This window comes from Mesorhizobium sp. URHB0026 (assembly GCF_054059755.1).
Map to the genome: position 1 here is coordinate 4,125,438 of NZ_JBSSCN010000001.1, position 22,431 is coordinate 4,147,868.

Here is a 22,431-nt window from a genome sequence, read left to right on the forward strand (position 1 = left end):
CGCCCATATCTGGGCGCAGCGGCTTCTTGCGCCGACCAAGGAATCAGCCCAGCATCCAAATGCTGGGAGACAAAAAGCATTTATGGCCGGACGCGGCATATCTGCGACTGATGATCCGGCCACTGGGAAGACACGTTCCGGGAACGGGCAGGCGAAAAGCTTGACGCTCGAAAGGAACGTCCCATGTCTGCTGCCACGCCCAGATCGGCCCGAGCCGTTCAACCGGTCGGCCGACTTATGTTTTCTCTGTTTGCCGTCGCGATGTTCGCGCCTGCGGCCTTTGCTCATGATGCCAAGCCCACGGCGGCAAAGCCGCAGGGTTGGAGCTATCCGTTCGCCTGCTGCGCCAACTATGACTGTCGTGCCACGCATACCGGCGAAGTGCTGGAGAAGCCCGAGGGCTATGTGATTGCCGGCACCGGCGAAGTCGTTCCGATGACGGACAAGCGCATCAAGGACAGCCCTGACGGCGAATTTCACTGGTGCGCGCATCAGGCCGGTCTCGATGCCGGCAAGACGATATGTCTGTTCGTGCCGCCGCGCTCATTTTGAGCCGCGCCGACTGTTGAAGTGCATTGGCGCAAAAGCCTGCTGACGGCCAGTTGTCAGGATCGCTTCTTTATGGTGCCTTGCCGCTTGGGCGGCGGATAATGGAGAGGTGATATTCATGGCCATCAAGGGAAGCTGTCACTGCAAGGCGACGATGTTCGAGATGTCGGAAGCGCCCCAGACGGTGACGCAATGTACCTGTTCGTTCTGCTCGAAACGCGGCTCGCTTTGGGCCTACTATACCCCATCGCAGTTCAAGCTCGTCACGCCGCTGAAGAATGTTTCCTTTTATCAGTGGGGCTCAAAAACCGTAAAGCATGGTTTTTGCGCAACCTGCGGCTGCGGCACCTTCACTGAAACGCCGGACTGGTCGACCGGCGAGCCGGATTTCGACAATCCGAAGATCAGCGTCAACGCGCGGCTGTTCGATGACTTCGATCTCGACAAGGTCGAAGTGGTGGTCATTGACGGCAAGAATCTCTGGTAGCCACACCAGGCGGCCAACTGGATAATTGGCAGGCGCTTTTCCCGTTCCGTTTTTCGCCGCATTTCATGGTACAAGTCGCGGCAAGGGCTGATTTGGCGTCATCGTAAGGCGTGACTTGGAGAGGGACCATCCTATGAAGAAGACCGTGCTCGTCGTTATGGCGACGGCTCTGCTCGTGACCGCGTGCACCACCACCGACCCGTATACGGGCGACCAGAAGATTTCCAACACGGCGGCGGGCGCGGGCCTCGGCGCTCTGGCCGGTGCCAGCCTTGGTCTGCTTGCCGGCGGCAATGACCGCCGCAATGCCTTGATCGGCGCCGGCATCGGCGCGCTGGCCGGCGGCGCCATCGGCGCCACGATGGACCAGAACGAGGCCGAACTGCGCCGGCAGCTCGAGGGCAGCGGCGTCAGCGTCACCCGCAGCGGCGACCAGATCATCCTCAACATGCCGTCCGACATCACCTTCAACACCGACCAGGACGCGGTGAAGCCCGGCTTCTACCAGGTGCTGAATTCGGTGGCGCTGGTGCTGAAGAAGTTCAAGCAGACCACGGTCGACGTTTTCGGCCACACCGATTCGACCGGTGGCGACCAGCACAATTTCGACCTGTCGCAGCGCCGTGCACTGGCGGTCGCCAATTATCTCTCCGGCCAGGGCGTCGATCAGCGCCGCTTCGCCGTCACCGGATTTGGCAAGACCAGGCCCGTCGCCTCCAATGCCACGGCCGAGGGCCGGGCCCAGAACCGACGCGTCGAGATCCAGCTTTCGCCGCTCACCTAAAGCTGAATTGTGCTTGTGACGCTAAAACGGCCTCCAATGGGGGCCGTTTTCGTCCAGGCGTATATTGGCGTTCCCAGTCTCGTGACAGCAGTGAAATAAAATTAGCAAGATCTAATAAGTTCTTTTCCGAAGCCGTGGAAAGGATTAGCATTGCCGCGTTCCAAAGGGGATGGGGCGGTTTAATCGGCCGCGCAATCGACGTCTTTGCCGCCGCCTCGCTCTTGCACGGCCAGATCATGAAATCTGGGAGGAATGCATGACAAGAACAGCCAGCCTTGGGCGCTGCGGCGTCCTCGCTTTAACAGGTGTTGTAGGTGCATGGTTGGGCCTCGCCACGGCTCATGCCGAGGACGCCAACAAGGCCGACATCGACGCGTTGAAAAAATCGCTCGCCAAATATCAGGACTACACCGCCGCCGTCCGCGATCTCTATCTCTCGACGGTCGGCTGCGTCTACTACAGCGGAGAAAAGATACCCGGCTCCATGGACTATCCGAAAGGCGCCATGGGCATCCATTTCGTCAACGTTCCAAGCGTCGGCCAGAAACTGGACCCGATGAAGCCCAACGTCCTGATCTACGAGCCGACCAAGAAAGGCCTGAAGTTGGTCGGCGTGGAATGGCTGGTGCCGCTAACCCCGGACATCAAGGCGCCGCCGAAGCTATTTGGTCAAACCTTCATGGGCCCGATGGAAGGACACTACCCGCTCATCCCGAAGGAGTTCGTCCACTACGATCTTCATGCCTGGCTCGATGACAACCCGAACGGCATGTTCAGTCCGACGAACCCGAAGGTGAAATGCAACAGGGCCGAGTTTCCTATGCTGGAAAAACCGACCAAGATGATGCCCGGGCCGATGTGAACTGGAGCGGACCAGCGCTCGCCTGAATCGCCCCACGTCTTCGTTTCCGCAATTCGCGAGGAAGAGCGCTATGCGCCTTTTCCTCGAATGCTTTCGGCTGCCGGGCAAAGGAAGGCAAGCCGGCCAGGCGCCTTGCTGGCTGGAATCAGACCTTGGCGACGATGCGCATGAAGGCCGGCATGTCGTCGCCGAAGCCGACTGTGGCGTCGTTGTCTTCCTGATGGTGGCGGGCAGGGCGGCTGTTGCTGCGCTGCGGCCTGGTGTCACCGCGCTCAGGGGCGCGCGGCTCATTGCGGTCTGACGATTTGCGATCGGTGTTTTCCGAGCGGATTGCATCCTTGCGCGCGCGCCGTTCGACGACATCGGCCGTCTCCGCTACATCGGGCTGCTCCTGCGGTTGAGCAGCCACGGCCGAGGCATCTTCCTCGCTGTGTCCGCCGCGACGCTCGCCGCCCTTCTTGCGCCCGCCTCTGTCGTTGCGGTCCTCGTCCTTGCGGCCGGCGCGGCGCGGCGCGCCTTTGCCGCGGCGCGGAGCATCGTCCTCGCCTTCGCTGGCAACCACCGTCGACAGGTCGCCGTCATGCCACTCGATCTTGGTCCCGATCAGCCGTTCGATGGCGTCGATATATTTGGTGTCGGACTTGGTCGCGATGGTGAAGGACTTGCCCGAGCGTCCGGCACGACCGGTGCGGCCGATGCGGTGGACATAGTCCTCTGCATGGATCGGCACGTCGTAGTTGAAGACATGGCTGACATCGGGAATGTCGAGGCCGCGCGCGGCGACATCCGAGGCGACGAGATAGCGCAGCTTGCCGTCACGGAAATTGGCCAGCATCTGCATGCGCGCGCGCTGATCCATGTCGCCATGCAGCGCACCGGCATCGAAATCATATTTCAGCAGCGAGCGGAACAGCTCCGAAACCTCGATCTTGCGGTTGCAGAAGATGATCGCGTTCTTCAGCTCCGCATCCTCGGCTTTGATCAGGTTTCGCAGCGTTTCACGCTTGTCCCAAGGCTTCGAGCCCGATTTGACCAACCGCTGGATGATGTTGGTGGCCGCCGAAGCGGCCTTGGAGACCTCGACGCGCACCGGCGCATGCAGGAATTTTTCCGTCAGCTTGGTGATCTCTGGCGGCATGGTCGCCGAGAAGAACAGCGTCTGCCGGGTGAACGGGATCATCTCGCAGATCCGCTCGATATCGGGAATGAAACCCATGTCGAGCATGCGGTCCGCCTCGTCGATGACGAGGATCTCGACACCGTTGAGCAGCAGCTTGCCGCGCTCGCGGTGGTCGAGCAGACGGCCAGGCGTAGCGATCAGCACATCGGCGCCGCGCTCCAGCTTTTTGTCCTGTTCGTCGAACGACACCCCGCCGATCAGCAGCGCGATGTTGAGCTTGTGGTTCTTGCCGTATTTGACGAAGTTTTCCTCGACCTGCGCGGCAAGCTCACGCGTCGGCTCCAGGATCAGCGTGCGTGGCATGCGGGCGCGGGCACGGCCTTTTTCCAGCCGGGTCAGCATCGGCAGCACGAAGGACGCGGTCTTGCCGGTGCCGGTCTGGGCAATGCCCAGCACGTCCTTTCCGAGCAAGGCGTGCGGGATCGCACCAGCCTGGATCGGCGTCGGCTGGAGATAGCCGGCATCGGTGACTGCGGAAAGCACCTTCGGCGACAGGCCGAGGTCTGAAAAGGTCAACGCTTCTTGAGCGATCGTCGTGTCTGAGGACAAGTGTTGCTGTCTTTGGCTGGTTCGGGGAAGCGCAACGTCATTCGTCGCGGCAAGCGCCACGCGCCTGCAAGATTGGTATTGCGATTAGGCGCAAGCCCGCGATTTGTCAACAGAAACGGGCAGGATTGGCACGATTGTGAAGTTGTAACCTTAATCGCGATGCTCAATCCGGCCTCGTATCCCTGTGCCGGCTCAGTAACGGAACTGTTCGGCCAGGATGCGTTCGTTCCAAGAGTGGTTGGGATCGAACAGCAGAGTCGCGGTGGCCGTTGGCGATTCCCGCACCGTGACCGAGGTCACCGCCTTGACCTCCGTGTGGTCGGCGGCCGCGTTCACCGGCCGCTTTTCCGACTCCAGAATGTCGAAGCGCACGGTCGCCTTGTTGGAGAGCAATGCGCCGCGCCAGCGTCGCGGACGAAACGGGCTGACCGGCGTGAGAGCTAAAAGCGGCGCGTCGAGAGGCAGGATCGGGCCGTGGGCCGAAAGATTATACGCGGTCGATCCGGCCGGCGTCGCGATCATGACGCCGTCGCAGTTCAGTTCCTCCAGCCGTATCTGGTCATCGATGCTGATGCGGATCTTGGCCGTCTGATAGGATTGGCGCCACAGCGCGACTTCGTTGATCGCCAGTGCCGTGACGTGTTCGCCATCCGAGGTGGTCGCCAGCATCTCCAGCGGGCGGATCGTTTCGGCGACCGCGGCAGCGATGCGCTCGGTGAGTCCCCCGGACCGGTACTCATTCATCAGGAAGCCGATGGTGCCACGGTTCATGCCGTAGACCTTTTTTCCCGTACCCATCGTGTCGCGCAAGGTTTGCAGCAGAAAGCCGTCGCCGCCCAGCGCCACCACGACGGTCGCCTCGGCGACCGAACATTGGCCGTAGCGTGCCGACAGGCTGTCCAGCGCCGCCTTGGCGTCTGTTGTGTCGGACGAGACGAAGGCAATGCTGCTGGTGGCTGTGCTCATGGTTCCCCGATCGCGACCAATTGGCGCCGGCAGGTTCTGGCGCGCCAGCGCCGGGGTAGCATGGGCAGGCAGGTCTGCAAAGAGAGCCTATGTCAGCCCATGAGGCGAGGGTGCGGCAGGGCCGCCGCACCAGCCGCTCGCGGTTGATGTCATGGCGCGAGCGAATGTGATGGTTAAGGCCGGGCTTAAGGTCTCGTAAAGCCGGATCGATCATGTTAGCCGGCATGGGTGGCGTGGGGCGCCCGCAGCATCACCTTGTCCTTTGGGACGCAATGGACGCTGCGGCAGTTCAGATTTGTGTGCGCGATCCCGCGGTTTCCGATGCCAGGGGATATGCGCCAGCCAGACGAGGCCGACATGTTGCCGGTAGCACGCCTGATCATCGTCTTTGTCATGCTGGGAAGTTTCGCGCTTGTCTTCGCCGAACTGGTGCGCCAGTCGGAAGAAATGAGCGCCAGGCCGATCCCCACGGCGTCACGTTGCGGCGATGCCGCCGGCATGCCTTGCCCGCAAAGGGCGCTGTAGGGCTTCGGATCTGAAATCCGATTCTGTTCCCTCCTTTCCTGGGAACGAGCATGCGCCGAATTGACCGGCGGCGTTCTGGAGTGGAAGACTTTCGCGTGCCGGACCGGGAGACCAGGCGTCCTGCTTTTCGATCAACGCAATCGGTTTTTTCGGCTCGGACATTGTCGGCCTGGAAGAGCGCTTTCAACCGCGCGGCGACGAGGAAGAGTGGTTGTCGGCGACGCTTCCGGCCTGCCGCAGATGGCAGCCGGCCTGTCGCTTCTGCGCCAGATATTCGTCGATCAGCTGGCGATAGCGCACTTTGCCGAAACTCGGGAAATGGCCGCCATGGACGACCGAGACGTCGAGATCGCGCATGGCGAGCAGCGTCGCCATGTAATCTGGTATGTCCGAGTGGTAGACATCGTCGATCAGCGGGCCATCATAGATGATGTCGCCGGACAGCAGGATGCCGGTCTTCTTCTCGTAGAGCGCAATGCCGCCCGGCGAATGGCCTGGCGTGTGGACGACCTCGAAAGCCCGGTCGCCGAGATCGATGATGTCGCCATGCGCGAGCATACGGTCGGTCGGCGCGGGCTGGATGCGATAGCGCGCCGTGTCCCAGCCTCGCGGCAAGCCATCGAACATCTCTTCTGTCGCATAGGTGCCGGCAGCGGTCCATTCGTTGCGCGGATCGGCCAGGATTGCCGCTTCGGCCGAATGCACGCAGCGATCGGAAAACTCATGGTGGCAGCCGATATGGTCGAAATGCGTGTGGCTGGCAACGCAGGTCAGCTTGCGTTCGCTCACCAGGGACACATGGGTGCGCAGGCTGAAATGACCGAGGCCGGTGTCCAACAGGAGATCGCGGTCGCGTCCGCGCACATGCCACATATTGCAGCGGAAGAACGGTTTTATCCATGGCTCGTGGATCAGCGTGATGCCGTCGCCCATGCGGATTGTTTCGTACCAGTCCGGTGCCTCGATGACCGCAAGCTTACTCATGTTCAATCCGTCAGCACGATGATCTGGTCGGTATCACACGAAATCGCGACCCTGTCGCCCGCATGGACGATGGCGGTTGCCGGCAGCTTGGCGACAAACCGCAGGGAGGGCTCTTCGACGGAGGTCGCCAGCACGCGCTTGAAACTACCCTGGAAAACGACGTCGCTCACATCAGCCTTGCCGAGCTTCGTGCCAGCCGACACAGCGCCAAGCACAAGGTGCTCAGGGCGTATCGCCAGTGTGGCGGTAGACCCCAACGGCAAGACACTGGATAAGGAAACCGGTCCGACCGGTGTCGTGACGATGCTCGTCATGTCCATGGTCTCGATGACAGTGCCGGCAAGGATCGTGCTCTCGCCCATGAACGTTGCGGAAAAACGCGTCGCCGGCCTCGCATAGACGCGCTCGGGCGGCCCCTCGTCCTCGATGCGGCCGTCATTCATCACCACGCAATGGTCGGCCAGCGCCATCGCTTCTTCCTGGTCATGAGTGACATGGATGAAGGCGGTGCCGACCCGCTTCTGGATCGCCTTCAATTCGTCCTGCATCTGGCGGCGCAGTTTCAGGTCGAGCGCACCGAGCGGCTCATCGAGCAGAAGCACCGCCGGCTCGATCACCAGCGCGCGCGCCAGGGCGACGCGCTGGCGCTGGCCACCGGAAAGCTGGTGCGGCTTCTTGTCGAAGGCGGCGGCGAGACCCACTAGGGCCAGGGCTTCGCGCGCTTTTGCCGCCCGCGTCGCGCCGTCGATACCTTGCATGCGCAGGCCGAAACCGACATTGCCGCCGACGCTCATATGCGGGAACAGCGCATAATCCTGGAACACTGTCGTCGTCGGGCGTTTGGCCGGCGGCACCGAGGTGCAGTCCTGACCGCGGATGAGAACCTTGCCTTCGCTCGGATTGACAAAACCACCGAGAATGGAGAGCAGCGTCGTCTTGCCGGAACCGGATGGTCCAAGCAGGATCGTATAGCTGCCGGCGGCTATCGTCAGCGAGATATTCTTCAGCACGGGATGTTGGCCGAAGCGGTGCGAGACGTCGCGGATATCGACCAGGAGCGAATTCATGCCGGCTTTCTCCGCAGCAAGGTCAGTTCGAAAAAAACCACCAGCACGATCGAGACGGCAAAGACCAGCGACCCGACCGCGTTGGTCTTGGGGTTGAGGCCGGAGCGCAGCAGGTTCCAGATCTCCACCGGCAGCGTGGTCTCGAAGCGCGTCAGCAGGAAGGAGATCACGAACTCGTCCCAGGAGAAGGTCATCGACAGGAAGAAGCCGGCGAAAATGGCCGGCGCCATGACTGGCACGGTGATCAACAGCAGCACCTTCCATTCCGGCGCGCCGAGGTCGCGCGCGGCGCGCTCGATGTTGATCTGGTGGTCGCCCAACTGGCTGTAGATGATGGCGAAGCACAGCGGCAGGTTGATCACGACATGGCCGATGCCTGCGGCAAGCAGCGATTTCGGCACGCCGGCCCAGTTGAACAGCACCAGCAGCCCCATGCCGATGATGAGATAGCTGACGGTGAGCGGCAAGGTGATCAACCCACGCAGCAGGCCCGAGCCTGGCAGGACGAAGCGCGCGAACCCCCAGGCCGACAGGAAGCCGAGCACGACCGCTGCAGCCGAGGAAAGCACCGCGACCAGCAGCGAATTGACCAGCGCCGAGGTCAGCCGGCTATCGGAAAGAACCGCCTCGTACCAGCGCAGCGACGGGCCTGTGAACGGGGGAATGGGGAAGGACGTCGACTGGAGCGAGAACAGCACCAGCACGACGACCGGCAGGAAGATGAAGCCGTAGACGGCAAGCGCGTAAATCCAGGAAGCGATGCGGGCAATGCTGCGCATGATCAGGTCCGCTCGATCTTCAGCCAGCGGGCGCAGGCGAGGTAGGCGATGGTCACGACCGCCATCAGGATGATCGACAGCGCCGAGGCCAATGGAAAATCGCCGCGCCGGCCAATCTGCATCATCACCAACTGCGGCATCAGAAGCTCGTTGTTCCCGCCGAGGATCTGCGGCGTGATGTAGTCGCCGATGCACAGCACGAAAGTGAGAAAAGCGCCGACCATGATGCCGGGCAAGGTCAATGGCAGGATGACATGCAGGAAGGTGCGCACGGGTCCGGCGCCGAGATCTGCGGCGGCCTTGCGGTAACTGGGGCTGAGTTGCTTCAGATTGGCGAAGATGGTCAGCGTCAAAAGCATGACGAAGAAATGCACGAAGCCGGTGACGGTGGCCAGGCGCGTATTGGCGAGCTGCAGCGGTTCGGAGACCATACCGATGCCAGTCAGCGCCCGGTTGATGACGCCGTTCCGCGCCAGCACCAGCAGCCAGGAGTAGGAGCGCACGACATAGGAGGTCCAGAACGGTAGCACGGCCAGCATCAGCGCCAGCCGCTGCCAGCGTTCAGGAACCTGTTCGGCCAGAATCCAGGCGAAGGGATAGGCAAGCAACACGGAAACCACGGTGACGATCGCCGTCACCTGCAGCGAGTTCACCATCGCCTGCCAGTAGGCGGGGTTGGTGAAGAATTGGCTGTAGTTGGACAGGGTGCCCCCGCCGCCCTCCTGCGCGGTGAAGCTCGAAAGCCCCATGGCGACGAAAGGCAGCACGAAGAAGAGAAGCGTCCAGCCGAGTGCCGGCGTGACCAGCGCCCAGGGAAGGGCAAGGCCTGTCCGCGCGCCCTCACTGTTTCCCGCAGCGCTCATCAGCGTATCGGCTCACTTGGCCTGCAGCATTTCGGTCCACATATCCTGCATCTTCTTGTCGAGGTCGGCATTCGGCGACGGATAGGCCTGCGCACGGGCGAGGAAGCCGGGCTGCTCGTCGAAACGCAGGACCTTTTTCTGGTCATCGGTCAATGCGGCCTTGGTGTTGGACGGCATGCCCCAGTAACACGACGAGGTGGCGAGCCGTGCCTGGCCTTCGGGGCTCAGTATGTACTGGATGAATTTCAGCGCCATGTCCTTGTTCTTGGAATCCTTGAACATGGCGAGCGACTGCGACCACAGCACCGCACCTTCTTTCGGAATGGAGAAGTCCAGCGCCGGGTTTTCCTTGGCCAGCCCCGCCGTCACCCATTCGCCGCCGCCGACCAATATGTCGACCTCGCCGGTCGCCAGCGCGGTCTGGCTGGCTGTGACTTCACCGACCAGCTTGGCATTGGCCTTCATCTTGAGCAGCTCTTCCTTGAGCGCGGGCAGGTCGGCATCGGTGAGATCGGCCGTCTTCTTGCCGATGGCCAATGCCGCCATGCCGATGACGGGGAGATAATAATCGTAGATGGCGACCTTGCCCTTGTATTTGTCGCCGCTCAGCGACGCCAAGGATTGCATGTCCGCCGGGTCGACCTTTGTCTTGTTGAAGCCGATCGTGTTGTAGCCGAATTTTTCGGTGATGCCGTAGCGCTTGCCGCCGACAACGGTCGAGCCGTCCATCTTCACCTGCGGGAAGAGGTCGGCGAACGGCAGCTTGTCTTCCGGCAGCGGCTCGAACAGGCCTTTCTCGACGCCGCGCGGCACGTCGATGCTATCGATCACCATCACATCCCAGTCGCCGGGCTGCGACTGCTCGACGATGGCCAGCCCAGCCCCGGTGCCTTCGAATTCCTTGACATTGACCTTGACGTTGTTGGCCTCCTCGAAAGGCTGCAGCAGCGCCGGATCGGAATGGTCGCACCAGATCAGCGCGTTGAGATCGGCGGCGTCGGCAAGGCTGCCCGCCGCAAGCAGCAATGCCGTGGCGGCGGACGCGGCGTGCAGCTGGCGCTTCAGGATTGAAAGCGCATTCCTGGATTTGAGGGCCATCGAGTGTTCTCCTTGCCTTCGTGGCTTCTTGCAAAAAATTGAACCAATTCTAAAATTGAGTCAATTCTGTTTTCGTGGCAAGAGGCTGATATGAGCGGATTGCGGGCAAGGCAAAAGGCGGATCGTCACCGCCGCATCATCGAGTCGGCGGCGGCGCTTTTTCGCGAGGCCGGCTACGAGGGCGCCAAGATCGAGACGATCGCCGCGCAAGCCGAAGTCTCGATTGGCACCATCTACAATTACTACCAGAACAAAGGCGACATTCTCGGCGCCATCGTCTCGATGGAAGTCAACGAGGTGCTCAATGCCGGGCGCGGCGTGGTCGCCCGGCCGCCCGCCAATGTCGGCGACGCGCTGGACACGCTGATCGGCATCTATATCGAGCACTCGCTGAACTATCTCAGCAAGGAGATGTGGCGGCAGGCGATGGCGATATCGACGCAACTGCCCGACAGCCCGTTCGGCCAAAGCTACACTGGCCTCGACCGCTCGCTTACCGAACAGATCCGCGCGCTGATCGCCCGGTTGCAGGAGATCGGCCTTGTGCGGCAGGATATCGACGGCACGGCGCTCGGCGAACTGATCTTCAACAACATGAACATGATGTTCATCGAATTCGTGAAGCGGGACGACGCCAGGATACCGGAGTTGAGGGCCGCGATACGGCGACAGAACCGGATATTGGTGGCGGCGATCGGAGTGTGAGGCGTCAGGAGTAGGCAGGAGAAGTCGTCGCTTCGGCATCGGACGGCGTCTTACGCGATGATTGCCCTTGAGTTGAATTTGAAATCTGATACAACCTAGAGGAGCATAAAAAGGAGAAGTGTAAATGGGGACGTTTTCTATCTGGCATTGGGCGATCGTGCTGCTGTTGATCGGCGTGCCTGTTGTCTTTGCTGTCCGGTCGGCAGCGAAGCCGTCACAAAATCCTGAGGTTCTTGTGGGCTTCGGTGGCTGGCTGATGCTGCTGGCTATCGGCCAGACATTGTCACCGCTGCGCACGCTCGCCCATTTCGCCAATTCCGCCGACGGCTACCAGAAAATCATGACGCTCCCAAACGGCTCTCTGGCTGTGTACGGCGAGGTTGCCCTCAATCTGGCGTTTCTGGCGCTTCAGCTGGTGGTGCTGGTTTCAATGCTGCGGCGAAGCCGTCGATTCCCGCAATTGTTTCTCTGCCAATGGATTGCAATTCCCGCTGTGTTTATCCTCGATACGATCTGGACTTCGTCAATTCTGGGCGTTCCGGTGAACGAGGTGCTCGCAGGCGACGCGCTGGCGACACCCATAGCTTCGTTTGTGGTGACCGGCATCTGGGCCGCTTATATCTATAAGTCTGTGAGGGTGAGGAATACGTTCACCAGGACGAACGTGTCGGCCCAGATCGCGAGCGCTTCGTAGAGGTTGTGGCGATCGTAATCGCCCCACACGGGGGTTTCGGAGGACACTCCTGCGTCAAGGGACTCGGGGTGGCCGCCACCCGGAGCTCGAAGAGCGTAGGGTGGTGCCCCCGGACGGAATCGAACCGCCGACCTTCGGTTTACAAAACCGCTGCTCTACCAGCTGAGCTACAAGGGCACGGCGCTCCGGTTAGCATATTTGTTGCGCCAGTAAAGACAAAACTCCGTTTTTGGGCATCAGCTGTGGTGGATGATGCCATAGCCGCATGCTGAAATCTGGGAACGCGCTTCTTACATCAGGGTAAGTGCAATGCGCTGAACGGAGTGTCGCATGATCAGGCTTGTCGTCATTCTCCCTATCGTCGTCGTGGCGTGGATGCTGCTGGTGAAGCTCATCAGCGATGTGAAGAAGGCCAATGTCGACTGGACAGGTGTCACCACCATCATCGGCTTTATCGCGCTCGCCTTCTGGCTTCGGCATATCACCGGCATGGGCTGAGTGGGTGAGTAGTGAGTAGTGAGTAGTGAGTAATTGCTACCGGTCATGGCGTGAGCCGGTACTGCCTACTCGGTTTCGCCAACAGTGCGTCAAAAAATCTCCAGATCTGTCGAACCTTTTGCCGCGGCGCGCCGACTGATCCTCGGAGGCGAATTGTCGCCTCGATCAGAGATCCAGGAGGTCATCATGTTCAAGCGCAGTTTCGTTTCCGGCATCGTCGCAATCGTCGTTGCAACCGGCGCGCTCGCCGGCACCGTTCAGTCCTCGTCGGCTCATGGCATGCATCATCATCATCGTCATTTCGACTACCTCTACAACCAGGATTACCCGGACTATCCCGATTACTGGTGGGTCTATGGCCATCACCATCATCGTCACCACCACCGCCACATCATCCTCTATTGAGCGCAGCCTGGCGGCTTGATTGAAAACCTATCCAGGATAGGGCGGCTTCGGCCGCCCTTGTCTCACTGATACGGCGCCTCCTGTCGCCGTCACGGACGATGACCGATCGGCGCAAGGTGCCTGAAGCGCCGGAATGGATGATCAACGCCGGCGAGGGTCGCCGCGCCTTTTAGGCAGCGAATTCCTGCTACTTCGAAAAAAATTAAAAAACCCGTCGAACCTTTTTCCTTGCCGCAACGACAGATCATCAAGAGGCGGATGGCTCGCCTCTCCAAACCAAGCAAGGAGATCATCATGTTCAAGCGCACAGTCGTTTCCGGCCTCATCGCCACCACCGTCGCCGCCGCCGCTTTGGTCGGCACCGTCCAGCCCTCGGCGGCCCACTCGCATCACCACGGCCTCGGCATCGGCATCGCCGCCGGCGTCGGCGGTTTCGTTCTCGGCAGCCTGCTTGCCCAGCAGCCGCCGCGCACCGTCTATGTCGATGAAGATGGCGGTTCCTGGCACGTCCGCCGCTGCTTCGATCGCTACTCCAGCTACGACCCGGACTCCGACACCTATATCGGCCGCGACGGCTACAGCCATTACTGCCAGCTCTGAGTGGCGACGGGCGACTGGAAAGAGGGGTTGCGAGGCAGCCCCTCTTCGTCGTTTGAAGACCGTCTTTCTAGAGGTGCATCTTCGGGTCGGGGATCGGCAGACCGGCCGCGCGGCAGGTGCCGCCAATCTGAAGCCGGGCAGCCTCGGTTTCGTCGCCCATCGCGACCAGTTCAAAGCGGCTTGAAGCATCCGGGTAGACCTTGGCGATGAACGGCTTGTCGCCGACGCCGGACGAGGTTTTGGCATTGACGGTGCCGCAGACCACGATCTCCTGGCGGCCATCAAGAGTTCGCTCGCCTGCGAGCATGGTCCCGAACCTGGCGGAGGCCGAATCCGGCAGCCTTTGGCGGATACCGCCCGTGATGATCTCCTCCAGCGCGAGTGAGATCGGAATGGGATTGACCCGCTGGTCGCCGGCATCGGATCGTGGTGCCACGGCCACGCATCCGCACAGCGAAATGGCGAGCAGAAGCTGAACCACTTTCCTCATTCGCCCCCTTTCGCATGCATTCGAACGCGACGGCAAGACGGTCAGATCCCATGCAGCCGGCGGCATACAGATTTTCGGCGCGTCTAGTCTATCCCTTGATCAGCCTGCCTTCGAGCCGCCGATCATTTTCGTCACTTCGGCCGCCGCGTCGCGCACCAGCGGGCCGATCTCGGCCAATCGCTCGGGCGTGACCCGCACCGTCGGCCCGGACACGGAAACGCCGCCGATCGGCTCGCCATACTCATTGAAGATGGCGGCGGCCACGCATCGCATGCCGGGATGGCGCTCCTCGTCGTCGACCGACCAGCCGCGATGCTTGATGACGGCCAGATCGTGGGCGAGGGCGGAGATGTCGGAAAGGGTCTTGTCGGTATAGCGCTGCAGGCCCGCCTTGCGTAGGATGGTTCCGACGCGCTCCGGTTCGAGATGCGCCAGCACCGCCTTGCCGATTCCCGAGGCATGGAAAGGGCTGCGCGTGCCCGGCCGGAAGAAGGCGCGGATCGCCTGGTGCGTCTCGACCTGGTTGACGAAGACCACGCAATCGTCCTCGGCGACGCCGAGATTGGCGGTCTCGCCGGTCTTCTCCATCAGTTCCTGCATGACGATGCGGGCGCGGTCGACCAGCTTGCGGCGGCGCAGGAACGCCGCGCCCATGCGGTAGGTCTCGACGCCGATCGACCAGAGCTGGTCCGATGTATCGAATTCGACCATGCCGTGGTTTTCGAGTGTTGTCAGCATGCGGTAGGCGGTGGAGGCGGCAAGCCCGCTCTGCGCCGATATCTCGCTCAGCGACAGGCCGCTGCCTTCCGCGACAATGGCCAGGATACGCAAGGCCCGGTCGAGCGACTGCACCGAGGCAGCTTCGGCCGGACCATTGAAGGCGCGCGGGCGGCCACGCTGACGTTTTTCGCTCGTTTCCATGGGCAGGCATTCTCGACCGTTTCTCCCAAGATGCAATGAAAAAGTTTTTCATGAAATTCTCGGTGCAAATCCTGGAAAAGGGAAGATGCAACAATATCAGTTGGTCAAAGCCGCTTTCTAGAAATGAAAAAATATTTTGAAAAAATTGAAAAACCAAAAAGCCGGTGACATCCTTAGCCATCCAACAATGATTTCGTGGAGGCTGGAAATGGCCAGGATGCGTGCTGTCGATGCCGCGGTTCTCGTTCTCGAAAAGGAAGGCGTCTCCTGTGCCTTCGGCGTGCCGGGTGCGGCGATCAATCCGCTGTACTCGGGATTGAAGGCGAGGGGCACGATCCGCCATGTCCTCGCCCGCCACGTCGAGGGCGCCTCGCATATGGCTGAGGGCTATACCCGCGCCAAGGCGGGCAATATCGGCCTCTGCATCGGCACGTCGGGGCCGGCCGGCACCGATATGATAACCGGGCTCTATTCGGCCGCGGCCGATTCCATTCCGATCCTGTGCATCACCGGACAGGCGCCGCGCGCGCGGCTGAACAAGGAGGATTTCCAGGCTGTCGACATCGCCGCGATCGCTGCGCCCGTCGCCAAATGGGCGGTGACGGTGATGGAGCCCTATCTGGTGCCGATGGCGCTGCAAAAAGCGTTCCATTTGATGCGCTCGTCGCGGCCGGGTCCGGTGCTGATCGACCTGCCGGTCGACGTCCAACTGGCCGAGATCGAGTTCGACATCGATGCCTATGAACCGCTGACCCCATTCAAGCCGGCGATGACGCGCGCCCAGGCCGAAAAGGCGCTGGCGATGCTCAACGCGGCCGAGAAGCCGCTGATCGTTGCCGGCGGCGGCATCATCAATGCCGACGCGTCCGACCTGTTGATCGAGTTTGCCGAGATCACGGGCGTTCCGGTCATTCCCACGCTGATGGGTTGGGGCGCGATTCCCGACGATCACCGGCTGATGGCCGGCATGTGCGGGCTGCAGACCTCGCACCGCTACGGCAACGCCACCATGCTGGAAGCCGATTTCGTCTTCGGCATCGGCAACCGCTGGGCCAACCGTCACACGGGTTCGGTTGATGTCTACACCAAGGGCAAGAAATTCATCCATGTCGACATCGAGCCCACTCAAATAGGCCGTGTCTTCGCCCCCGATCTCGGCGTCGTTTCGGATGCGGGGGCGGCACTGAAGATGCTGCTCGATGTCGCGACCGAGTGGAAGATGGCGGGCAGGCTGCGCGACTGGTCGAGCTGGGCTAGGGGATGCCAGGGCCGCAAGAAGACGATGAAGCGCAAAACCCATTTCGAACAGGTGCCGCTGAAGCCGCAGCGTGTCTACGAGGAGATGAACATGGCGTTCGGCCGTGACGTCACCTATGTCACCACCATCGGCCTGTCGCAAATCGCCGGCGCGCAGTTCCTGCATGTCTACAAGCCGCGCAACTGGATCAATTGCGGCCAGGCCGGCCCGCTCGGTTGGACCTTGCCGGCCGCACTCGGCGTGCGCGCCGCCGATCCCGAGCGCACCATCGTGGCGCTGTCGGGCGACTATGATTTCCAGTTCATGATCGAGGAACTGGCGGTCGGCGCGCAGCACAAGCTGCCCTATATCCACGTCGTCGTGAACAATGCCTATCTCGGCCTCATCCGCCAGGCGCAGCGCGGCTTTTCGATGGACTATGAGGTCAGCCTTGCCTTCGAGAACATCAACCGGGCCGACGATCCGGAGGCGGGCTATGGCGTCGACCATGTCGCGGTCGCCGAGGCGATGGGATGCAAGGCGGTCAGGGTGCGCAAGCCGGAGGAATTCGCCGGCGCCTTCAAGCAAGCGCAGCGGTTGCTGAAGGAACACCAGGTTCCGGTCGTGCTCGAATTCATTCTCGAACGGGTCACCAACATCTCGATGGGGACCGAGATCGACAAGATCACCGAATTCGAGGACCTTGCCGAACACCAGGAAGACGCGCCGACCGCGATCGTGATGCTCGACTGATTTTGTTTGAGCATCGGATTATCCCAAAACCTGTTTCCACTTTTGGGTCCGATGCTGCAGGGAGAAAAGGAATGCCGCGTTTTTCAGCCAATCTGTCGATGCTTTTTGGCGAGCATGATTTCCTCGACCGTTTCGATGCCGCCGCCCGCGCCGGCTTCAAGGGGGTCGAATATATCGGCCCTTACGATCACGCGCCTGAGGTGGTGGCCGCCCGACTGAAGAAGAACGGCCTGACACAGGTGCTGTTCAACCTGCCGGCGGGCGACTGGGCCAGGGGCGAGCGTGGCATCGCCGTGCTGCCGGACCGCGTGCCGGAATTCCGCCAGGGCATTGCCAAGGCGATCACCTATGCGCAGGCGCTGGGCTGCCAGCAGGTCAACTGCCTGGCAGGCATCGCGCCAGCCAACGTCGACCGCAAGGTGCTGGAGGATGTCTTTGCCGAGAACCTGGCTTTCGCGGCGGAGAAACTCGACCAAGCCGGCATCAAGCTGCTGATCGAGCCGATCAACACCCGCGATATCCCGGGCTTCTTCCTCAACTACTCCGACCAGGCGCTGGCGCTGATCGACCGCGTCGGCTCGAAGAACCTATACCTGCAATATGACATCTACCACATGCAGATCATGGAGGGGGATCTCGCCCGTAAGATCGAGGCAAACCTCGGCCGCATCGCGCATATCCAGCTTGCGGACAATCCCGGCCGTCACGAGCCGGGGACGGGCGAGATCAACTATCCCTTCCTCTACGAGCATATCGACCGGATTGGTTATTCCGGCTGGATTGGCGCGGAGTACAAGCCGAAGGCAGGGACGGAAGCCGGTCTGGGGTGGTTCAGGGAACTGACCGGGCAGGGAAGTGCCGCGGCGTAGCCGTCGGAATTTCGTAGAACTCGCGTTCGCGCCCCCCTGGCCATCTCCCCACGAGGGGAGATCGAAAAGCATCACGGCTTTCGCCAACCTCCGACGTTGCAGGGGCGAGCGACGCGCCGAAGCTGCCAATCTCCCCACCTGTGGCGAAGATGGCAGGCAGGCCAGAAGGGGCGCCACAGAATGCGGCCTAACAAGGACGGAGAACACACATGGAAACTATCGGCTTCATCGGGCTGGGCATCATGGGTGCGCCGATGGCGGGGCATCTGCTGGCGGCCGGCTACAACGTCATCGCCAGCGACCACCGCTCAAGACCACCGGCCGATCTCGTCGCCAAGGGTCTGAAGTCGGTCGCCGGCCATGCCGCCGTCGCGAGCGCCGCCGAGATCATCATCCTGATGGTTCCCGACACCCCGCAGGTGGCCGATGTACTGTTCGGCGACAACGGCGTCGCGTCCGGACTGACAAAGGGCAAGCTGGTGATCGACATGAGTTCGATCTCGCCGATCGAGACCAAGGAATTCGCCAAAACGATCAACGATCTCGGTTGCGACTATCTCGACGCGCCGGTTTCCGGCGGCGAGGTCGGCGCCAGGGCGGCTTCGCTCACCATCATGGTCGGTGGTGAGGAACCAGCCTTCGAGCGCGCAAAACCCGTGTTCGAGAAAATGGGCAAGAACATCACTTTGGTGGGGCCCAATGGTGTCGGCCAGACCACCAAGGTGGCCAACCAGATCGTCGTCGCGCTGACCATTGAAGCCGTCGCCGAAGCGCTTGTTTTTGCATCGAAAGCGGGGGCCGACCCAGCCAAGGTCAGGCAGGCGCTGATGGGCGGGCTGGCCGCCTCGCGCATTCTCGAAGTGCATGGCGAGCGCATGGTCAAGCGCACCTTCGCGCCGGGCTTCCGCATCGAACTGCACCAGAAGGACCTCAACCTGGCGCTGGAGGGAGCAAAGGCGCTTGGTGTGTCGCTGCCCAACACTTCGACCACCCAGCAACTGTTCAATTCCTGCGCCGCCAATGGCGGCGCGAAGGAAGATCACTCCGCGCTGGTCAGGGCGCTGGAGCGGATGGCGAATTTCGAAATCGGCAAGGAGGCAAAAGAAATCAAAGCGGCATAGGTCGGAAGAGGGCGGCTCAACGTTCCCAAGCCGTCAACTTCTGTCTTAACACAGCAACGGGTTCCGGCAAGCATCGCCGGGACCCGTTTTGATTTCTGGCGGGAGGCGCTTGCCGCTTCCTGTCAGCCGCGCTTCAGAAATGCCCGCGCCGCATAAAGGCTCACCGCCGCTGCGTTCGAGACATTGAGCGAGCGGATGGCGCCGGGCATGTCGAGGCGGGCCAGCGTCGTCACCGTCTCGCGCGTCTTCTGCCGCAGGCCCTTGCCCTCGGCGCCGAGCACCAAAGCGATCCTGTCGCCGGCAAAGCTGGTTTCGAGCTCAGCCGGCCCGTCCGAATCGAGCCCGATGGTCTGGAAGCCCGCTTCGTGCAACTGGCCGAGCGCATCGGCGAGGTTCTTCACCTCGACCTGATCGATATGCTCAAGCGCACCGGAGGCGGATTTTGCCAGCACGCCTGACTCCTGCGGGCTGTGGCGCGCCGTGGTGATCAGCGCGCCAGCGCCGAAAGCGACCGCCGAACGCAGGATGGCGCCGACATTGTGCGGGTCGGTGACCTGGTCGAGCACCAGCAACAGCCTTGTGTCGCCAAGTGCGTCGAGGCGCTTGGGCTTCAGCGCCTCGGCCTCGATCAGCACCCCCTGGTGCACGGCGTCCGATCCGGTAATCTTGTCGATGTCCCTTGGTTCGACCAGTTCAGCCTGGAAGGGCAGGGCGGCGAGATCGGCGATCTCGAGCCGTTCGGCCGCATTGCGCGTCACCAGTATTTTCTTGATCCGGCGGCGCGGATTGTCGAGTGCCGCGCGCACCGTATGCAGGCCATAGAGCCGCACCAGCCCATCGGCTGCGTTTTCGCCTGGTGGCACTGGTTGCCGTGGCTTGAACGCCGGCGCGCCGCCGCTCTTCTCGTCGCGAAAGGCGCGGCGCAGCTTGGCGTAATGGGTGTCTTTGGGGGTGTTGGAATTGTTGCTCATGGCCGGCTTCTATAGCCGTCTCCTCCGGCCAAGGATATGCCCTGTCGCCCCAGTCGGCGAACAACATCGAAAAACCGTGGCCGCGCGGTTGACACCCAATGGCCTTGCCGCCATAAGGCGCTTCGCTGGTTTCGGAGAAGACATCTATCTCGGGTCCGGATCGGCAAGAATGCCTCGTTGCATGGCTCCGGCGGCAGACTGGAGAGGTGCCCGAGTGGTTAAAGGGGACGGACTGTAAATCCGTTAGCTTAGCTTACGTTGGTTCGAATCCAACCCTCTCCACCACTGCCGGCCCGGAAGCCTGAACGTAAGGATCGGACCGAAAAGGGCATGGCGCTTTTCGGGTGAATCCGGTACTTCAGTGCAAGGTGCGGGTATAGCTCAGTGGTAGAGCAGCAGCCTTCCAAGCTGAATATGCGGGTTCGATTCCCGCTACCCGCTCCAGATTTTCAGCGACACAACCGGCAAGCCGAAACACCGCGCGGCAGGCGCGCAGCGCTTCAGGCATTGGTGTCCGCCGCGTCAGCTGTTGAAGGCGGAGGCGACCTGGTGCTGTTGCGGTACCTGGCCGTTCGGGGTCAGCTTGTCGACGATGCCGGGCAAGGCGGCCGATAGCTGCTTGAGCAGCTCCTGCTCGTCGAGCCCCGTCCTTTGTGCGATCTCGCGAATGACCTGCGGTCCGATCGCGTTGCCCAGCTCATTGGCGTTGATCGACTGGTTCTGCCCGGTGCCGACCCAGGAGTCGGCGACGTTGCCATGGCCGGCGTTCTTGAGCTTGTCAAGCAGCCCGCCCAGTCCGCCGAGCAGCCCACCGTCACCTGACCCGGTTCCGACGGGCGTGGGATCGGCGGGCGCGGGCGCTTGAGCCTGGTCCGGCTGTTCGGCGCTTCTGCCGCTCAGCATCTTTCCGACCAGCAGCGCACCGAGCGCGATCATCAGCGGTTTGGTGATATTGCCGCCGGGAACGGCGTTGTCAAAAAGTCCCATGGTGGATCCTCCATCTCAACCAAGCCTAGCCCGCCTTCAACAATGGCGCATTCGGGCGGAATTTCAAGCTGGCTTGAGCTTTTGACAATCATATGAAAATGTCCGGTTGGCGGAGGAATGGAGAGGAAAAAATGGGTATCATCAGCTGGATCATTCTCGGGGTCATTGCCGGGTTCATTGGCAGTAAGATCGTCAACAAGACCGGCCAGGGCATGATCATGGATATCGTGCTCGGCATTGTCGGCGCCATAGTTGGCGGCCTGATCTTCAGCGCCTTCGGTGCTTCGGGTGTGACCGGTCTCAACATCTATAGCCTGATCGTCGCCGTCGTGGGCGCCGTCGTGGTGTTGTGGGCCTATCATCAGTTCGCGGGCAAGCGGACGATCTAGTCGCGATCGGCAGACTATCGGCTGCCGAATCCTGAATTGCGATGGTCCGCCGTCGGTGCTGCCTGCACTCACGGCGTTGGTCTGGTTATGCCGGTGCGCCGCCGCGGATCAGGCGACCACGGCCAGCCGACGCTTGCGCTGGTCCAGCGACACGATGGTCAGCCCGCTGGCGACAACCAGCAGGATGCCGCAGACCGCCAGTGCATTGGGGAATTGCCCGAACACCAGCAGGCCCGAAATGACGGCCCAGACCGTGAAGCAGTAGTAGAACGGCGCCACCGCGCCGGTCGGCCCGACGCGATAAGCCATGAAGATGAAGAAGTGGCCGAAGATCAGGAAGAAACCGGCTCCCGCCATCAGCATCAGATGGTGCGCCTCCGGCGCCACCCAGCGCTCGGAAACCAGATGCGCGGCGCCTGCGCCGATCAGGACCACGACGACCGCCGAGATCGCCACGATCATTCCTGGCACTTCGGCGGCGATCTTGCGGCCGGCCAGATCGCGCGCGGCTGCGAATGTCGCGTTGCCGAGCGCCAGCAAGGCGTAGACCGAAATGCCTTGCATGGTCGGCTGCGCCACCATCAGCGCACCGATGAAGCCCAGCCCGATCAGCGCCATGCGTTGGCCGCCGATACGCTCGCCAAACAGGATCGAGGAGCCGACCAGCATCAGCAGCGGCGTGATCTGCCCCAACGCGGTGGAATCGGCGATCTGCATGTTGGCGAGCGCGACGACGTAACAGAGGATCGCCGCCAGTTCGAGGAGGTTCCTGCGCAGCACCCGCCTGTCGAAGATCAGCGGGATCTGCTTGCCGTAGCCGAGCGCAAACAACAGCGGAAGGCCCCACAGCGTTGCCGCGGCACCACGCAGGAAGAGCACTTCGTAGGAGGGCAAACCCGACGTGGCGAGCTTCATCATCGTGTCGTTGACCAGATACGACCCGGTCGAGACGATCATGAACAGCGGGCCGCGAACGGCAGTCGGGATGAAATGCATCGGCGCAGGAAATCAGACGCGGATCGCCGCCGCAATGGGCCATGAACCGCTGATAAATCCGACAGCGACTGACGTGCAGGCCTGAGCAATCCTCGCGTCGCT

The 22,431-nt window shown here is 61.8% G+C and carries 26 protein-coding genes, 3 tRNA genes and 1 pseudogene; 16 read left to right on the forward strand and 14 right to left on the reverse strand.

Annotation, left to right across the window (positions count from 1 at the left end):
* Nucleotides 1-183: 183 nt before the first annotated feature.
* The 4 genes from ACVWWD_RS20100 to ACVWWD_RS20115 all read left to right on the forward strand — a co-directional run bounded on the left by ACVWWD_RS20100 (nt 184) and on the right by ACVWWD_RS20115 (nt 2,682).
* Complete coding sequence (locus tag ACVWWD_RS20100; RefSeq protein ID WP_352552270.1) at nt 184-552, forward strand: hypothetical protein; 369 nt, start codon at nt 184-186, stop codon at nt 550-552.
* Nucleotides 553-667: 115 nt separating this feature from the next.
* Nucleotides 668-1,036, forward strand: a complete 369-nt coding sequence (locus ACVWWD_RS20105) for a GFA family protein (protein WP_023773076.1) — start codon at nt 668-670, stop codon at nt 1,034-1,036.
* Between the two features lie 133 nt (nt 1,037-1,169).
* Nucleotides 1,170-1,820, forward strand: a complete 651-nt coding sequence (locus tag ACVWWD_RS20110; RefSeq protein ID WP_023773075.1) for an OmpA family protein — start codon at nt 1,170-1,172, stop codon at nt 1,818-1,820.
* A gap of 256 nt (nt 1,821-2,076) precedes the next feature.
* Nucleotides 2,077-2,682 (forward strand): hypothetical protein, encoded by a 606-nt coding sequence (locus tag ACVWWD_RS20115; protein ID WP_023773074.1) that lies wholly within the window; start codon nt 2,077-2,079, stop codon nt 2,680-2,682.
* A gap of 145 nt (nt 2,683-2,827) precedes the next feature.
* Here ACVWWD_RS20115 and ACVWWD_RS20120 read toward each other — a convergent pair whose 3' ends face one another.
* Both ACVWWD_RS20120 and ACVWWD_RS20125 read right to left on the reverse strand, forming a co-directional pair.
* A complete protein-coding gene (locus ACVWWD_RS20120; RefSeq protein ID WP_031241235.1) occupies nt 2,828-4,411 on the reverse strand; it encodes a DEAD/DEAH box helicase in 1,584 nt (527 codons plus the stop codon).
* 192 nt (nt 4,412-4,603) lie between these two features.
* Complete coding sequence (locus ACVWWD_RS20125; protein WP_023773072.1) at nt 4,604-5,377, reverse strand: NAD kinase; 774 nt, start codon at nt 5,375-5,377, stop codon at nt 4,604-4,606.
* Nucleotides 5,378-5,734: 357 nt separating this feature from the next.
* Between ACVWWD_RS20125 and ACVWWD_RS20130 the strand changes: the two genes are divergently transcribed.
* Nucleotides 5,735-5,902, forward strand: coding sequence for a hypothetical protein (locus ACVWWD_RS20130; RefSeq protein WP_245273899.1), 168 nt, complete (start codon nt 5,735-5,737; stop codon nt 5,900-5,902).
* Between the two features lie 183 nt (nt 5,903-6,085).
* Here ACVWWD_RS20130 and ACVWWD_RS20135 read toward each other — a convergent pair whose 3' ends face one another.
* The 5 genes from ACVWWD_RS20135 to ACVWWD_RS20155 are packed head-to-tail and all read right to left on the reverse strand — an operon-like array spanning nt 6,086 to nt 10,693.
* On the reverse strand, nt 6,086-6,886 hold the full coding sequence (locus ACVWWD_RS20135; protein ID WP_352552266.1) for an MBL fold metallo-hydrolase: 801 nt from the start codon (nt 6,884-6,886) through the stop codon (nt 6,086-6,088).
* Between the two features lie 2 nt (nt 6,887-6,888).
* Nucleotides 6,889-7,953 (reverse strand): ABC transporter ATP-binding protein, encoded by a 1,065-nt coding sequence (locus ACVWWD_RS20140; RefSeq protein ID WP_352552264.1) that lies wholly within the window; start codon nt 7,951-7,953, stop codon nt 6,889-6,891.
* Complete coding sequence (locus tag ACVWWD_RS20145) at nt 7,950-8,732, reverse strand: ABC transporter permease (protein WP_352552262.1); 783 nt, start codon at nt 8,730-8,732, stop codon at nt 7,950-7,952. The genes ACVWWD_RS20140 and ACVWWD_RS20145 overlap by 4 nt, the downstream gene beginning before the upstream one ends.
* Nucleotides 8,733-8,734: 2 nt before the next feature.
* Nucleotides 8,735-9,595: an ABC transporter permease gene (locus ACVWWD_RS20150; protein WP_352552260.1), complete on the reverse strand. Its 861-nt coding sequence runs from the start codon at nt 9,593-9,595 to the stop codon at nt 8,735-8,737.
* A 12-nt stretch (nt 9,596-9,607) separates the two neighbouring features.
* On the reverse strand, nt 9,608-10,693 hold the full coding sequence (locus tag ACVWWD_RS20155) for a polyamine ABC transporter substrate-binding protein (RefSeq protein WP_352552258.1): 1,086 nt from the start codon (nt 10,691-10,693) through the stop codon (nt 9,608-9,610).
* Between the two features lie 90 nt (nt 10,694-10,783).
* Between ACVWWD_RS20155 and ACVWWD_RS20160 the strand changes: the two genes are divergently transcribed.
* Both ACVWWD_RS20160 and ACVWWD_RS20165 read left to right on the forward strand, forming a co-directional pair.
* Nucleotides 10,784-11,398 carry a TetR/AcrR family transcriptional regulator gene (locus ACVWWD_RS20160; protein ID WP_023773066.1) on the forward strand — a complete coding sequence of 205 codons (615 nt, stop codon included), beginning with the start codon at nt 10,784-10,786 and terminating at the stop codon, nt 11,396-11,398.
* Nucleotides 11,399-11,522: 124 nt separating this feature from the next.
* A complete protein-coding gene (locus tag ACVWWD_RS20165; RefSeq protein WP_023795140.1) occupies nt 11,523-12,092 on the forward strand; it encodes a DUF2569 family protein in 570 nt (189 codons plus the stop codon).
* A gap of 101 nt (nt 12,093-12,193) precedes the next feature.
* Here the strand turns inward: ACVWWD_RS20165 and ACVWWD_RS20170 are convergent.
* Nucleotides 12,194-12,269, reverse strand: a tRNA-Thr gene (locus ACVWWD_RS20170).
* A 153-nt stretch (nt 12,270-12,422) separates the two neighbouring features.
* Between ACVWWD_RS20170 and ACVWWD_RS20175 the strand changes: the two genes are divergently transcribed.
* Both ACVWWD_RS20175 and ACVWWD_RS20180 read left to right on the forward strand, forming a co-directional pair.
* A complete protein-coding gene (locus ACVWWD_RS20175; protein ID WP_023773064.1) occupies nt 12,423-12,590 on the forward strand; it encodes a hypothetical protein in 168 nt (55 codons plus the stop codon).
* Between the two features lie 186 nt (nt 12,591-12,776).
* Complete coding sequence (locus tag ACVWWD_RS20180) at nt 12,777-12,995, forward strand: hypothetical protein (protein ID WP_352552254.1); 219 nt, start codon at nt 12,777-12,779, stop codon at nt 12,993-12,995.
* Nucleotides 12,996-13,084: 89 nt separating this feature from the next.
* Here ACVWWD_RS20180 and ACVWWD_RS20185 read toward each other — a convergent pair whose 3' ends face one another.
* On the reverse strand, nt 13,085-13,297 hold the full coding sequence (locus tag ACVWWD_RS20185; RefSeq protein ID WP_156939398.1) for a hypothetical protein: 213 nt from the start codon (nt 13,295-13,297) through the stop codon (nt 13,085-13,087).
* Here ACVWWD_RS20185 and ACVWWD_RS20190 point away from each other — a divergent pair.
* A complete protein-coding gene (locus ACVWWD_RS20190) occupies nt 13,290-13,595 on the forward strand; it encodes a BA14K family protein (protein WP_023773062.1) in 306 nt (101 codons plus the stop codon). The genes ACVWWD_RS20185 and ACVWWD_RS20190 overlap by 8 nt on opposite strands.
* A 67-nt stretch (nt 13,596-13,662) precedes the next feature.
* On the opposite strand, the gene ACVWWD_RS20195 is transcribed toward ACVWWD_RS20190, so the two are convergent.
* Together ACVWWD_RS20195 and bhcR are read right to left on the reverse strand one after the other, a co-directional pair.
* A complete protein-coding gene (locus tag ACVWWD_RS20195) occupies nt 13,663-14,085 on the reverse strand; it encodes a hypothetical protein (RefSeq protein WP_023773061.1) in 423 nt (140 codons plus the stop codon).
* Between the two features lie 99 nt (nt 14,086-14,184).
* Complete coding sequence (gene bhcR, locus ACVWWD_RS20200) at nt 14,185-15,006, reverse strand: HTH-type transcriptional regulator BhcR (protein WP_023773060.1); 822 nt, start codon at nt 15,004-15,006, stop codon at nt 14,185-14,187.
* Between the two features lie 208 nt (nt 15,007-15,214).
* On the opposite strand from bhcR, the gene gcl reads away from it, so the two are divergent.
* The 3 genes and pseudogenes from gcl to ACVWWD_RS20215 all read left to right on the forward strand — a co-directional run.
* Nucleotides 15,215-16,996, forward strand: a complete 1,782-nt coding sequence (gcl, locus tag ACVWWD_RS20205; RefSeq protein ID WP_352552250.1) for a glyoxylate carboligase — start codon at nt 15,215-15,217, stop codon at nt 16,994-16,996.
* A 71-nt stretch (nt 16,997-17,067) separates the two neighbouring features.
* Nucleotides 17,068-17,865 (forward strand): 2-oxo-tetronate isomerase, encoded by a 798-nt coding sequence (otnI, locus tag ACVWWD_RS20210; protein ID WP_352552248.1) that lies wholly within the window; start codon nt 17,068-17,070, stop codon nt 17,863-17,865.
* A 206-nt stretch (nt 17,866-18,071) separates the two neighbouring features.
* Nucleotides 18,072-18,986 (forward strand): annotated as a pseudogene (locus ACVWWD_RS20215) (2-hydroxy-3-oxopropionate reductase); the annotation flags it as partial.
* Nucleotides 18,987-19,108: 122 nt separating this feature from the next.
* On the opposite strand, the gene ACVWWD_RS20220 reads toward ACVWWD_RS20215, so the two are convergent.
* Nucleotides 19,109-19,957 (reverse strand): TrmH family RNA methyltransferase, encoded by an 849-nt coding sequence (locus tag ACVWWD_RS20220; RefSeq protein WP_352552245.1) that lies wholly within the window; start codon nt 19,955-19,957, stop codon nt 19,109-19,111.
* A gap of 200 nt (nt 19,958-20,157) precedes the next feature.
* On the opposite strand from ACVWWD_RS20220, the gene ACVWWD_RS20225 reads away from it, so the two are divergent.
* Both ACVWWD_RS20225 and ACVWWD_RS20230 read left to right on the forward strand, forming a co-directional pair.
* Nucleotides 20,158-20,242, forward strand: a tRNA-Tyr gene (locus tag ACVWWD_RS20225).
* Between the two features lie 85 nt (nt 20,243-20,327).
* Nucleotides 20,328-20,401: transfer RNA gene (locus ACVWWD_RS20230), tRNA-Gly, on the forward strand.
* Between the two features lie 78 nt (nt 20,402-20,479).
* Here ACVWWD_RS20230 and ACVWWD_RS20235 read toward each other — a convergent pair.
* Nucleotides 20,480-20,944: a YidB family protein gene (locus ACVWWD_RS20235; protein WP_023773055.1), complete on the reverse strand. Its 465-nt coding sequence runs from the start codon at nt 20,942-20,944 to the stop codon at nt 20,480-20,482.
* Nucleotides 20,945-21,075: 131 nt separating this feature from the next.
* Here ACVWWD_RS20235 and ACVWWD_RS20240 point away from each other — a divergent pair, with 131 nt between their 5' ends.
* On the forward strand, nt 21,076-21,333 hold the full coding sequence (locus tag ACVWWD_RS20240) for a GlsB/YeaQ/YmgE family stress response membrane protein (RefSeq protein ID WP_015318000.1): 258 nt from the start codon (nt 21,076-21,078) through the stop codon (nt 21,331-21,333).
* A gap of 108 nt (nt 21,334-21,441) precedes the next feature.
* Here ACVWWD_RS20240 and ACVWWD_RS20245 read toward each other — a convergent pair whose 3' ends face one another.
* Entirely contained in the window at nt 21,442-22,329 is an 888-nt protein-coding gene (locus tag ACVWWD_RS20245) for a DMT family transporter (RefSeq protein ID WP_023773054.1), read from the reverse strand.
* Between the last annotated feature and the right edge of the window lie 102 nt (nt 22,330-22,431).